This window comes from Hominimerdicola alba, from assembly GCF_900112155.1.
Lineage (GTDB): Bacteria > Bacillota > Clostridia > Oscillospirales > Ruminococcaceae > Hominimerdicola > Hominimerdicola alba_D.
In genome coordinates, this window is the sequence record NZ_FOKQ01000012.1 from 95,267 (window position 1) to 108,554 (window position 13,288).

Sequence of the window (13,288 nt, forward strand, 5' to 3'; positions counted from 1 at the left end):
TTACAGCTTTTTTCCAACGAAAACGTTAGAAATAATTGTCAGAAAATAAGGAGAAACCACGGCAGCGCCGCAGTTCTCCTGTTTTTCTCAATTTGAATGGGGTATCACATACCCGCGTATCTCTTGGCAAGATCAGCGATACTGCCGTCGTTGGTACCCTGACCGATTGCATTGAACTTCCATTCATTGCCGTGTCTGTATATCTCGCCGAATACCATAGCTGTTATGCCGGGATAACTTTCGGTAAGATTGTACCTGCATATCTCATTGTTATTCCTGCCATCTACCAGCCTGATGAATGCATTTCTGATCATGCCGAAATGCTGGTTCTTCTGCAGTGCGTGGTAGATATTTACAGTAATGACTATCCTGTCATACTGAGGCGGTACCTGAGAAAGATCAACTACGATCTGCTCATCATCGCCGTCGCCCGCACCTGTCAGGTTATCGCCCATGTGGACTACAGAACCTGTAGCGTGGCGCAGATTGCCGTAATAGATGATATCGTTCTTGTTGGTGAGCTTTCCGCCCTGTAGAACGAATGCCGATGCGTCGCAGTCGATGGTATCGCCGCCAACACTCTGCATACCTCCTGAGGTATTGCCGCCGAAGAGGTTAGAGAAGAATCCGCCCTGCTTCTGCGGTGCGGGAGCGGGCGCAGCCTCGTCCCAGCCCAGACCAACTATTACTTTTGAAAGTCCGGCACTTTCCTTGGAAAGGCTGACTTTTTGTCCTTTTTGAAGATTAATAGACATTATCAGGTCGCTCCTTATTCAGCGTCGATGCCGTAGTGACCGCAAAGTGCAGCCAGACCGCCCTGGAAGCCGCTGCCGATAGCGTTGAACTTCCACTCGCCGTTATTTCTGTAAAGCTCGCCAACAACGATAGCTGTCTCGATGGAGAAGTCCTCACCGAGGTCGTATCTTACGATCTCCTCGCCTGTTGCCTGATCAACAACACGGATGAAGGAGTTGGATACCTGACCGAAGTTCTGTCTTCTGTTGTCAGCATCGTATATAGTAACTGTGAATGCGATCTTGGAGATGTTTGCAGGCATCAAGCTCAGGTCGATCATGATCTGCTCATCATCGCCGTCTCCGCCGCCTGTCAGGTTATCACCCATATGTTTAACAGCGCCGCTTGAGTGCTCCAGGTTGCCGTAGAAGATGAATTCCTTTTCGGAAGGGCATCTTCCGCTGTCATCTGCCATGAAGCAGGCTGCATCCAGGTCGAAATCTGCACCTGAATCGAACGCATTAACGTCCCAGCCAAGACCGATCATGATATTTTTCAGTCCGGGATTTCCCTTTGTCAAGCTAACTTTCTGTCCCTTGCTAAGATTGATAGGCATAATATTGTCCTCCTCATAAATACATTTTGGCTTTGTGCCTTTCTTTTGGTATGGGGCTTAGCCCCTTTATCTTTCTGTAATTGCATTATACCAGATTTTTACCTGCTTGTCCAGCTACGAAAGTTGGAACTTCCGCAACGGACAGTTGCAAATTACAGATAGCATACATGATAAGCGGTTTACTTCCTCTTGTCGGGAACGTCGTAGTGAGCCTTGAAGTCCTCTTTGATGGCTTCAAGTCTGACCTTGTCTTCCTGACGCTTCTTTCTTGCCTCAGCCTCGATGCCTCTGGTCTCCTCGATACCGTTCATGATGGTCTTCCATGTAGTCTCAAGGGTCTCGATCTGTATCGAGCTGCCCGAAGCAAGTCTTGCGGTCATCTTGGACTGCTCAACAGTATTGTGAGCATTCTTTATCAGCATCTCGTTGGTCTTCTGATCGAGTGCTGCCATTGATTCAGCCTGTATCTTCTGTCTCTTCAGCAGTATAGCCTGAGCCAGTGCCTGCTTGAATATAGGCAGGGTAATGATGAATGCGGAGTTGATCTTTCTTACAAGGTTGTAGTTGGAGAACTCCATTGTCTTCAGCATAGGAATGGACTGCATAGCAACGTTCTCGGCTGTTCTCAGATCCTGTACTCTCTGCTCCAGCATCATCAGTGCCTGATTGAGGGACTGCAGCTCGAACTGTATGGAATTATCGCCTGTCTTTTCAAGCTCATCCTGCTTCTGTGCTATGTAAGCTTCCAGCTCGCGGCAGCCCTGCTCGCCTGCGAGGATATACTTTACAAGATCATGATAGAAGTTGACATTAGCGTCGAACATAGTGTTCAGCTTTCTGTTGGACTGCTTGATCTCGTCCTCGTATTTTCTCAGCTGAACGTAGATCTTATCTACTTCATCGCCCATAGTGTGATACTTTGCGAGTATCTTATCCAGCTGCTTTCTTGCGTTGTTGAAGAACTTCTTGAAGAAGGAAGGATCATCCTTTATCTCGTCAGCATCGAACTTCGACATAATGTTTGCCAGGACCTGCATCAGCTTGCTGGTCTCATCTATCTGCGACATATTCATGCTGTTGAGCACCTGGTCGGAAGCCTTTGCTATCTCATCGGCAGCCTCTGCGCCGAAAGATACGATAGAATCAAGGTTATCCAGTTCGATAGTGCTAACAAGAGCATCTACCTCAGGTGAATTTACGAGTTCGGTGGTCATCTTTTCTCTGTCTGCAACGATATCATACTTTTCTACCACTGAAAGCTCTGTCTCCTGCTGTACAGGAGTTGCTGCCATTGTAGGCATTGCGTCTGTTGTCGGTGCTGCTGCGGGTGCAGGCTGGGGTGCAGCCTTTGTGAAATCAAGTCCCATAGTTATTTACCTCTCTTAAATATTCTTTCTCGCCATGAAGTTGGCTGTTTTTTAACTACAAATCTTCTCAGATCGGGCACGTTAAGGTCATAGACGTACTGCCCTATCTGATGTTCCTCCATCACAGTTGTGTTGAAGAATTTCTCAACGCTCTGATATCCTGTGGGCACGAAGAAAACTATATCGAAGCCTATAAGATTCAGGAATGCGATTATGATTGAATCCTCCAGCGATATCATCCTCTCACCCGGATTGATGTATACCAGCTTGGGGTTAGACTTTGTGAAATCAAAGCTCTGTATCTTTCTGACCATATCCATATTAAGGTTCATTATGGTCGCGACTATCGTATACTCGGTGCCGTTTTCAAAAGTGCCCTTTATCATACGGCTGTCGATGAGGAGCTGTAACTTATCCAGCATATGATCCTGAATCTCATCACGCAGGAATCCGTAGCGGTAGCTTGGGTGGTTCTTTATGACACGCCTTTGCAGCATACCTCTTTTCAGGAACTCTGTGCTGTAGCTCTTCATTTCGTTATAACTGTCAGTGCTTATATAAGGCGCCTGAGTTATCAGGAACGTATCGGGAGTAAGCAGCTGTTTTATGCTGCCCCAGTACTGCTCAAGGTCACCGTCCTTAACGCCGGATACCTTTGCGAAGATGACAGGCATATTCACAACGTCCTCGACGGTGCTGAAATTCGGGCGGTATTTAAGCTCCTCTTTCCACAGCAGAGCTATCTCCTCGTACATCGTCTTTAATGTCAGGGCATTTGCCTTTGAATACTGCCTGTTGCGGTAGATGCCCGAATCCTGATACATCAGTGAATCGAGCTCACGCTCAGCATGGTAAGCAAGGGTGCCCATCTGTATCTGTGTGGTCTCTGACGGGAATTTCTTCGCATCGAGAGTCTCGGCACAGTTCTGCTCAAACAGAAGTTTATCTGTAAGGCAGCACTTATCTGCATTCAGGTCAGGGACGAGTATCAATACGTCCACAGGCAGCCTTGCCAGAAATCTCAGAAACATAGCTTCATGCTCATTCTTACAGCCACCCATCAGTATAAAGCAGGCTAGCTCGGGCATACGCCAGTTGGCGAAAAGCTGTGTCATATAACGTTTCAGCCAGCATATGATATATACCGCTTTATTTGTCAGCCTGTTGAGGTTGCTGTTATCGGCAGCGCATTCGCCCAGCATGGTATCAACGAAGCTTTTCACCATCACCCTTTGCAGTTCGATATTGTTGCCGTAGCGTATCTGCAGCGCAAGGTCGGATATCATCTGCTCGGGCTGGTTATAGTATTTTCTCGGAACGCCGTTTATCTCATCCGGTGTGGGGAGAGGTATACCCTCGTCTATCACCACAACCTGTCTGCCGCTCTTTTTAAGTTCAAGCTGCATCTGGTAAAGGTCGTTGAGGTAGGTCAGCTTATCCCAAACGCCGTTTATCCGCGTAAAGATGTTATAGAACATCTTTGGGTCAGTACCTCTCTCAGTGGCTGGCTTTTTGAAATCGGCGATATGTTCTTCTTCGCCGCTCATCCACGCGTTGGTGCAGTTGGTGAATCTCGGCTCTGGTCCGTAGAGCCTCTGCCTGTTAGCCTCAGCCTGCTGCATCTGGCGCATACCCTTAAGGCTGAAACCATCGGGGAAAGCACCCAGACATGCGATATCAAGCTTATATGATGTTTTCGACATGGGGTCGAGTTTCAGATACTCATCATCGCCGTTATACTGCAAAAGCACCACATCACACCCTGCATTTGAAAGCACGGTTATCAGCAGAAGTTCGTAGTTGCTGATATCGCCCTCATAGAGTATTTTCGGTACTTTGCTCTCGCCCAGCTGAGCTGTCACTCGCTCAAACTTATAGTAAAGCCAGCACATGAATTTGATATAGCAGTTTTTGAGCATATTATCATTTTTGCCCTGACTGCGAAGATCATTCATGGTATTATAAATAGAACCTGCCACGGCACCACGCTGATAATCACTCATTCGGGGAAGCCATTTTTTCAGCTTCATTGTCAGGAAATTCAGATCCATCTTGAAATCCATGCCCATCATTTCTTCGAAATAGGCAAGGTTCTTATTATCGGGATTCGGTATCCTGCCCTCTATGATGACACCGCTTGTCCGTGCGGCTTCGTAGTATTTTTTCAGAAATTCCGCTACCTGCTCGTTATATCCGCAGACGCGGTAAAAATAAACTCCTTTTTCGTGTCTTGCGCTAAGTTCCTTGAAGTAGTCATCAAGACCGACCAATCTCTTATGTTCAAACATTCAGACATACCCTTATTTATCCGCAAAACAAGCCTTTTTCGGCGGTTTTTGGCGGAGCATTTTTTCTTTTGGATAATACCGTTATTAAGGTATTATTTTCCTTATCTATTATACCTCATTCAGCAAATAAAAGTCAAGAGTTATTAATAGTTTTGACTTCGATTCGTTAATTTAGATATATCGGCTCGATAATTGTTAGTCATTTCACCCAAAGTGAATATGATGATATTGTGAAAATCGACAGAAACGGTATCGCTTTGCTCAATGAATAATGAATAGTGAATAACGAAAAATGAATAATAAAGTTATCGCCTTTGGCGATGGTTTTTCTTGACACAAAAACAGCACTTCTGCCTTTCTAACAAAAGTGCCGTTATGGTTAATTTAGTTAAATTCAAAGCCCTCTGCACGGATAGAATCTATAAGTTCGGGGAGTATCTTTGCGTTTGTTGCTGACACAGAATGGAGCAGATATATCGCACCGGGGTGAGCGGCATTTTTCAGCTTTTCAAGGGACTCTGCGGGTTCCGGCTGATCGTCTGTATCCCAGTCAGCGTAGGCAAAACTCCACAGCATCGTCCGGTAGCCGCAGTCCGATGTCACCGCCAGGGACTGTTCGGAAAACTCACCCATAGGCGGACGGAACAGGTTCATTTCAACACCGAAATTTTTCTGCATATACTCATGCATACCCATTATCTCGCTGCGGGCGGTTTCAGGCGTAAGTGACGGCATCGAGTAGTGGTGCACCGAATGGTTCGCCACGGTATGACCCTCATCTATCATGCGGCGCACAAGCTCGGGATTCCGCTCGGCGTAGTCCTGTACCAGAAAAAACACCGCTTTGACGTTTTTCTCTTTCAGCGTATCAAGTATCCCCGAAGTATAGCCGTTTTCATAGCCCTGATCGAAGGTGAGGGTTATATTGTCGGTATCCTCATTCAGCGCTATTGCGTTGAATTTTCCGTATGTGCGGTTAAAATCCAGAGCGCCTGTTGTACGGTTCTTTTCGTCCACCTGAACACCTTGACCGTAGCCCTGTTTTTCTGCCGAAAGCGCAGAATAATCCTTAGCCGCCTGAGCTGACATCATCACAGGTTCAGCTTCGGCGGTGGTGGTCTCAGGAAAATCCTCATTTTTGCCAGACTTACCTGTTACACCGCAGGCAGTCAGCACACCCGCGGTGAAAACCGCCGCCAGCCTTGCAAGTATAAGCTTGTTCATGCACATTCCTCCTTTTTCACAGTATCTGCAAAAGCTGAGGATACATACATAAAAAGAGGACGGAAAAATTTTGAAGCATACACCTTTTATATTTAAATATATAACCTTTATTCACCTGTATTTTCGCTCGGGATTTCGGCGGTAATACTCTTTTTTGTCGTCATACATACGCTCATCTGCGATACGCATAGCGTTTAGGATGTCCATATCTCCGTCAACAAAGCATACGCCCACAGCGAAATGACCTTCATCTTCGTTTTCTGAATAATTTCTCAGCCGTTCAAGCCTTGATTCTATTTCAGCTTTATCAGCCCGCTCCACAAGTATCATGAACTCGTCTCCGCCTGCACGGTATATCTCACTGTCGAAAAATACACATTGAAGTACATCCGCCACCTTTTGGAGAAGCTGGTCTCCTGCACTGTGTCCTTCGATGTCGTTCACCTTTTTAAGACCGTTCAGATCAGTAAACAAGATCGCATAGGGAGCGTCCATCGTTTTCTTACCGCTTTTTATCTCATCTACGATATTATTCATAGCATTGCGGTTCTTTACGCCTGTCAGCATATCCATCGAACTGAGTATTTCAAACCTTTTCAGAAGCAGGAAGTTATCTATCTCTGAAGCGATAAAGAATGTGCTGAGTTCAAGGGTCTCTTTGATCTTAACAGTATTATCTACATTGAAATCGCTAGCAAACATATATCCCAGCAGTTTTCCGTTGTGGTTCAGCGGGAACATAACGATACTTTTAGCACCCGCCTCGGTCAGCGATTTATGCCATACAGGATTTATAGACCTCAGCCATTCCATATCTTCTTTATCCTTGATTATGATACAAGTGCTGTCACCGATGGTATCCTTCCATGTTTCCACAATATCATAAAAAGCATCGTTGTTGTAATTGTCTATGGAATTTTTCGGAGCATCGTACTTGAAGGCTTCACAGAAAGTCGTGCATCTGCGTTCTTCCTCATCAATGAGAAGTATACAACAGTAATTTGAATCGCATATACCGCGGATATCCTCAATAACTTCCTGAAATGTACGGCTTGTGTTATCAGCGCCGTGAAGTTTAATACAGGTCTTCAATACCGCTGCAGATGTATCAGCAGAAAGAGTTGCCCTCTGTTCGGCATCGACTTCAGGCGTAACATCGTATGAGTATATGCAGTATCCGATATTTTCCTTATCCGATTCAAGTGGAAGCAGGAACATATTCAGCCACAGCCCCATCTGCGGAAGGCTGACATAGGAATGAAGAGGCTGTCCCGTAAAAGCACAGCGGCAGCAAAAATCCTCAAAATTCTTGTTTTCAGGAAAATACTCCGCATAAGGAGAATCCGGGATAAACGGACGGTGCATAACATTCATCATGTCGTCACAGTGGGCTTTGTTTCCTGCAGCTATGCGTATATTTCCGTATTTTCCGTCAGGAAATCTCTCGACCGAAATAATACAGGTCTTACTTTTATAAACAGAAAGAATGCTATCAAGATCCATGGTGCGACCTCCCATATTACTTTTGTTTTATTATAGCACAAAACGCAAAACAATTCAAGGGTTGCCAACAAAAACTGTGATATTTTTTCATGAGTTATCTAAATTAACTCAACAGTTCGCAACGCGTTCGGTTATTTGACTAATATCATTATTCGCTTTATGTAAAGTGTATCAACTATAGGCAGTAATGCTTTCGAGAATACCGAATGGCTAAATGAACATAGAAAAGCAAACCCTCTGGTCATAGTTAATAATATCCTTATAGACAACAGTACCGCTTCGGAAGATATTGTCATTCCCGATACCGTCAAAATCATCGGCAGTTTATCATTTTATAATAATTCAGAACTCACATCTGTGTCTATTCCCGACAGTGTTACCGAAATACAAGGCGATGCATTCTTCAACTGTTCGTCAATGAGTTCTATTTCTATTCCTGAAAATGTCTCCTTCATAGGCTGGTATGCTATTGGGTATTGTTATGATGACTCTGCAATTTATGAAAAATTACAGGAAAACTTCAAAGTATATTGCTTTGCCCATTCCGAAAAGCAACTCGGTGCAGTCAAGTTCAAATGGGAAAATGTGTTAGGCAATAGTCATTATGGTACAGCAGGTTATGTTAACGGTAAGTGTAAGCTTCTCGATAGTGTTTCCGCAGATGTTTTTTATTCATACCCACTCCCGTGACTCCCCGCCCCCAACTAGGTACTGAAAAACCTCAAATACGGTACATATTACAAAGTCGCAATTGTTGGTATGGTCAACGGCAAATGGGATCCGGATTTTTCAAATGCCGTAACCGTTACTCCCGATGCTCCTCATGATCTGAAGGAAAAAGCAGAAGTAAAAAGAAGCAAATTCAAACTTACCTGGAACGCCGATAAAGATGCTGAGAGCTATGCAGTGGCAGTATTCCAGACCGACAGATGGAAGATAGTCACTACAATTCCTGCTGACAAGACTTCCTACATCTCACCTGATATTCTAAAGGCACTTATCATGTAGCTGTTGCCGCCAAGATCAACGGCAGATATGATATCATCCATATTCAGGACGAACCTCCGGAGATAACCATTTCATAAAAAGACTTTACAGTATAAGAGAGCGAACCGAATATCATGTTCGGTTCGCTCTTTGTAATTGTTTTTTCTGCACATGATTTGATTTTGATTGTGAACGCAGATTTAAGTCACAAGACTCAAAGATTATCTCCACGATTAATATGCTCAAAATCCGATTTCAAGAACTCAGATAAGATGTTCAAATATAAATATTATATATGAACATGACCCTGCCGGAACTGGCAGGGTCTGTTTTTTGGGGAAGTTTGGGAAAACTATTTTATGATGGACTAACATCACATACAAATCATTTGGCATTAAACTATCGTGAAAAGATATCAGTAGTTATGGTTAGCGTGTTCTATCGCGAATTCGTCGGTATGGCCTGCGGTAAACTGACAGAATAATTTGGTCGCTTTCTCATCTGCATCTGCATCTGCGAGATTAGTTGTACTAGCTTTTGTTGCACAATATGAAATATCCAGATTACCATCAGGCATTATTCTGAAATGAATCTCATAAGCTACCCAGTTATGACTAGAACGACAAAGAAGATTTGTATCTTTCTTATATACCTGCTGCTCGCCTTCACCGGGAACATCTCCGCCTCGTCTCCTTATAGCAGCATTTTCTTTTACATAACCATTGTCGATCAGCAACTGCATCATTTGTTTTGATGAAGTTCTTACATCATCTTTACCTACATATATATAACCCCAGGATGACGTGCCGTCCGGATCCAGGTTTGTTGACCATGGGTTATATAGATTGATATCATCATCTATCGCAGCCTCAGCCATGATCAATTTTGCAATATCTTTTGCTTCATTAGCATCTCGGGTATTGTTTGCTTTTTCAATAAGCTTCAGCAGGTTTGGTACGATTATTGCAGCTAAAGTTGCAATAATTGCCATTACTGTGATAAGTTCAACCAGTGTAAAGCCCTTTCGGTTCGGAAAATTGTTATTATTTCTTTTCATATAAACCACCCTTATCATCATTGTCTTAGTTAAAAACTATATTTGACCACATATCATCAGCCACGCCCAATGAATATGTCCACGAAACATTTTCGAATTATAGAAAATCTTTTCTTGATTTCAATAAACAATATTTTGTTTTCTGTAAATAACTATATCACGAATTGTACCTTTTGTCAATAGGAATTTTGTTATAATTTCATGAACGCAAGTCGTGCCCAACTGATGTTAGTACTGTAAATACCATTTATTCCCACGAAAACGTTTGATTTGTGATTTCAAAAACGTTTTTGTTTTGTCAAACAATGTATTGTATCAAAATGATAATTTATTAATACAACTTTTAGATTTTTAGGTTTTCTCAGAATAACAGTTTAAGTTTGCGAAAACATAATTTTCGAAATTAATTGATGAGTAAATAAACTGTTTAAAGGAATTTCGATAGAAACCTGTTACCATCACGTACACATTTGAGAATAAGCAACAGTCAGAAAAGTATATTTCTCCATAAAAAGAGATATTGGCACTTTATCAGCAAAAATCGATTGACATTCTCAAATAAATGTGATAGAATATTATTAAATATATTAATCAATCATTGAAATACAATTTTTAATGCGTTTAGGGAGGATCTGAAATGAATATTTCGTTTAAACATGTAACTGCGGCGGTTATAGCATTAACGATGTCCGCAGGCTTTGTACCATCCATATGCGGCAGCTTTCAAATGTTTGAAGGAACATCGCTGACAGCTTATGCGGCTGATGTCAACACGGCAAAAGTTTCAAATTACGATGAACTGAAGGCTGCAATTGAAAACGAGAACATTTCGACCATTATAATCACTGCGGATATTGACGTGCCCTGTGAAACAATAAAAAGATCGACAGTGACCACATTACAGCTGGTCATCGACCGCAGTCTTACTATCGAAAGTGCAGAAGGTAAAAAATTTACGATAAAGCGTACTGCCGCAGAAGGCGCTAACAGCGGCAGCCTTACCTCTGTATTTGGCATAAAAGGTAACGGTAAGGACGACGGATATAACAATGTTGCCACAAATACAGTTGAAGTTGAGTTTCGCAATATCATAATCGACGGAGGCGCAGTATGGAGCGAAGATGGTATAACAAATACATCTCCACATAATTCAGGTGTCAGCGGACGAGCTATGATAGATGTATTTCAGGGCGCTGTACTGAACCTCGGTGACGGACTGGAGCTTCGCAACTCATCGACTACCAATTCCACTGATACCACCTGTTCTGACGGCGGTACATCTGCAAACTACGGCGGTGCTGTAAGAGTTGATTATACCAGACCTCATGGCGGCGGAACAGTCAATGTAAAAGCAGGATCAGTTATACACGATTGCTATGCCAACGGCGGCTGGGGCGGCGCACTGGGCGCATACAACTTTGCTCATCTTAACGTTTATGGCGGAACTATCTATAATTGTGCTTCAGGCCACGGCGGAGCTATCGGCTGCACATACAGAGCAGGAACTTCGAGAGATGATGCCGCTACTGTAAATATGTACGGCGGATATATCCACGACTGTTATGCAAACTACCGCGGAGGTGCGATAAATTTTGACGGAAATACCGAGAACTATGTCCTTGGCGGCAAAATAGAGAACTGCCACGCAAGCTTAGGAGGAGCCATCGCCATGAGCGACGGTAATGTGATCCTGCATCTTCCCGATATTGCCACAGGACAGCTGACCATCGAGGGCTGTGGCGAAAGCAACTTTACACCTGATTTCGGTTACAGCGGTCTGGGAAGAAATTCTTCGGGATCAAAATTGGTACTGAACGATAATAACGTTGTTACTATATCCTTTGATGCTATGCGTTCTGACGATGACAAGTATGCTTCGCTGACCATAACCAAACAGCTCGACGATGACGGCATCTGGCAGGGTAATTCTCTGGGTGAGGCTTTCCCAGGAGACCCTGTTCAGGCAGGTTATGTTTTTGACGGCTGGTATGACAACAAAGAATACAGCGGTGTACCCGTAACTGCACAGACGGTTTTCGATAAGGATACCACACTTTACGCAAAGTGGAAAGACCACGATCATGAATGGTCATACACAGCTGATAAAAACACCATAACCGCAGAATGCACTGCTGACTCCATATGCAATGCCAAAAACGGTCTGACACTTACCCTATGTGCCCCCGAAGCACTTACCTATGACGGCAAAGAAAAGTCAGCATATATCGCTGATGACTATAACAAAGCCGCTTTCCCCGATAATTACACCATAGAATACTACAAGGGCAAAAATAAGCTGTCCGCCGCTCCTGTTGATGCAGGCGACTACACCGCAAAGGTAAAGGTCGGCGATGCGGTGGCAAGTGTTGATTTTACTGTTTCCAAAGCAGAACTGACTGTCACTTCTGAGAGATACAGCGGAACATACGACGAAGCCGCACATGGTATCACGGTAGATATCGGTGATTCAGATGCAGTTGTATATTACGCTTCTGAAGAACTCACCAAGGATAATTATAAGACCGTAGGAACCACAGAAGATCTGACATTCTCCGATGCGGGCGAATACACTGTGTATTTCTATGTAGTATCCGATAACTACATTCCTGTTCCCGCAGGCGGAAGCAATACGATAAGCATTGCAAAGGCAGAAGCCAAATTTGACACTAAGCCCACAGCTATAGCAGACCTTAAATTCAACGGCGAGGAACAGGCACTTGTCCTTGCAGGATCCTCCGAGGACGGACGTTACGTATATGCTGTCAGCGACAGCGAGGAGCAGGCGCCCGATGATGAAGCATATTCCGAGGATATCCCCGATGGAAAAGAAGCGGGAACTTACTTTGTATGGTTCAAGGTAAAGGGCGATAAAAACACTCTTGATACAGAAGCAGAATGTGTTGAAGCAGTCATCGATGAAAACAGTTCTTCACTCGGTGACGTCAACAATGACGGCAAGATCAACGTTACAGATATCACTAAGATAGCAGCTCATGTCAAGGGCAAAAAGCTGCTGAAAAATGATGAGTTCATCCGTGCTGATGTTAATAAGGATGGAAAAATAACAGTTACCGATATTACAAAGGTAGCCGCACACGTCAAGGGCAAAAAGCTTTTAAAGTGATAAACCGGCTGATTTTTTTCAGCAATAAAGCAAGGGGGTGTTGCAATCGCAGCACCCCCTAACCATATCCGAACATCAGAGTAAAAAAACATATTTACTGGTGAAATAAGCTATTTCAGTGCGCACACCCCCAAGCCCTCTTCAAAAAAGAGGACTCGGGGGTGTAATGTTCTGCTGGTTTTATGCTGATTTCAGTTCAAAAAGAGAAATTCCAAGTCGGTTTTCTGAGATCTTAGCAAAAAGCTTCTTTATGTTGTATGCAAGTCCCAGCAAAAGGAACTCAGTTCTGATGTTGTTTTTGCCCCTGCACAGGAATCTTCTGAAGCCATGATCCTGTTTCAACACTCCGAATACGCCTTCAGCCTGTATGCTTCGGTTCATTCTGAG

The 13,288-nt window shown here is 43.8% G+C and carries 11 protein-coding genes; 3 read left to right on the plus strand and 8 right to left on the minus strand.

The features are described 5' to 3' along the window. Positions 1-104: 104 nt before the first annotated feature. The 6 genes from BM265_RS08520 to BM265_RS08545 all read right to left on the minus strand — a co-directional run bounded on the left by BM265_RS08520 (position 105) and on the right by BM265_RS08545 (position 7,733). Positions 105-755 (minus strand): TerD family protein, encoded by a 651-nt coding sequence (locus BM265_RS08520; RefSeq protein ID WP_074961150.1) that lies wholly within the window; start codon positions 753-755, stop codon positions 105-107. A gap of 14 nt (positions 756-769) precedes the next feature. Then, positions 770-1,351, minus strand: a complete 582-nt coding sequence (locus tag BM265_RS08525) for a TerD family protein (protein ID WP_074831395.1) — start codon at positions 1,349-1,351, stop codon at positions 770-772. A gap of 179 nt (positions 1,352-1,530) precedes the next feature. Further along, the gene (locus BM265_RS08530; protein WP_074961151.1) at positions 1,531-2,718 is read right to left on the minus strand and encodes a toxic anion resistance protein; all 1,188 of its coding nucleotides are present in this window, start codon (positions 2,716-2,718) and stop codon (positions 1,531-1,533) included. A gap of 2 nt (positions 2,719-2,720) precedes the next feature. Next, a complete protein-coding gene (locus BM265_RS08535) occupies positions 2,721-5,006 on the minus strand; it encodes a YceG family protein (protein WP_074961152.1) in 2,286 nt (761 codons plus the stop codon). 384 nt (positions 5,007-5,390) lie between these two features. Beyond that, a complete protein-coding gene (locus tag BM265_RS08540; RefSeq protein WP_074961153.1) occupies positions 5,391-6,230 on the minus strand; it encodes a polysaccharide deacetylase family protein in 840 nt (279 codons plus the stop codon). Positions 6,231-6,341: 111 nt separating this feature from the next. Beyond that, positions 6,342-7,733 carry a sensor domain-containing diguanylate cyclase gene (locus BM265_RS08545; protein WP_074961154.1) on the minus strand — a complete coding sequence of 464 codons (1,392 nt, stop codon included), beginning with the start codon at positions 7,731-7,733 and terminating at the stop codon, positions 6,342-6,344. A 177-nt stretch (positions 7,734-7,910) separates the two neighbouring features. Between BM265_RS08545 and BM265_RS19550 the strand changes: the two genes are divergently transcribed. Continuing rightward, a complete protein-coding gene (locus BM265_RS19550; protein WP_081358407.1) occupies positions 7,911-8,423 on the plus strand; it encodes a leucine-rich repeat domain-containing protein in 513 nt (170 codons plus the stop codon). A gap of 69 nt (positions 8,424-8,492) precedes the next feature. Beyond that, positions 8,493-8,741 carry a hypothetical protein gene (locus BM265_RS08555; protein ID WP_074961156.1) on the plus strand — a complete coding sequence of 83 codons (249 nt, stop codon included), beginning with the start codon at positions 8,493-8,495 and terminating at the stop codon, positions 8,739-8,741. A gap of 394 nt (positions 8,742-9,135) precedes the next feature. Here BM265_RS08555 and BM265_RS08560 read toward each other — a convergent pair whose 3' ends face one another. Next, positions 9,136-9,777, minus strand: a complete 642-nt coding sequence (locus tag BM265_RS08560) for a prepilin-type N-terminal cleavage/methylation domain-containing protein (protein WP_074961157.1) — start codon at positions 9,775-9,777, stop codon at positions 9,136-9,138. 637 nt (positions 9,778-10,414) lie between these two features. Between BM265_RS08560 and BM265_RS19555 the strand changes: the two genes are divergently transcribed. Then, the gene (locus BM265_RS19555) at positions 10,415-12,901 is read left to right on the plus strand and encodes a dockerin type I domain-containing protein (protein WP_081358409.1); all 2,487 of its coding nucleotides are present in this window, start codon (positions 10,415-10,417) and stop codon (positions 12,899-12,901) included. 180 nt (positions 12,902-13,081) lie between these two features. Here the strand turns inward: BM265_RS19555 and BM265_RS08575 are convergent. After that, on the minus strand, positions 13,082-13,288 hold a 207-nt coding region (locus BM265_RS08575; protein ID WP_177219562.1), incomplete at its 5' end, for a transposase.

Bases quoted from the DNA above. Each gene is read 5' to 3' on its own strand.
- BM265_RS08530 (WP_074961151.1), bottom strand. From the start codon at position 2,718: ATGGGACTTGATTTCACAAAGGCTGCACCCCAGCCTGCACCCGCAGCA.
- BM265_RS08535 (WP_074961152.1), bottom strand. From the start codon at position 5,006: ATGTTTGAACATAAGAGATTGGTCGGTCTTGATGACTACTTCAAGGAA.
- BM265_RS08555 (WP_074961156.1), top strand. From the start codon at position 8,493: ATGGTCAACGGCAAATGGGATCCGGATTTTTCAAATGCCGTAACCGTT.
- BM265_RS08525 (WP_074831395.1), bottom strand. From the start codon at position 1,351: ATGCCTATCAATCTTAGCAAGGGACAGAAAGTTAGCTTGACAAAGGGA.
- BM265_RS08540 (WP_074961153.1), bottom strand. From the start codon at position 6,230: ATGAACAAGCTTATACTTGCAAGGCTGGCGGCGGTTTTCACCGCGGGT.
- BM265_RS08520 (WP_074961150.1), bottom strand. From the start codon at position 755: ATGTCTATTAATCTTCAAAAAGGACAAAAAGTCAGCCTTTCCAAGGAA.
- BM265_RS19555 (WP_081358409.1), top strand. From the start codon at position 10,415: ATGAATATTTCGTTTAAACATGTAACTGCGGCGGTTATAGCATTAACG.
- BM265_RS08560 (WP_074961157.1), bottom strand. From the start codon at position 9,777: ATGAAAAGAAATAATAACAATTTTCCGAACCGAAAGGGCTTTACACTG.
- BM265_RS08545 (WP_074961154.1), bottom strand. From the start codon at position 7,733: ATGGATCTTGATAGCATTCTTTCTGTTTATAAAAGTAAGACCTGTATT.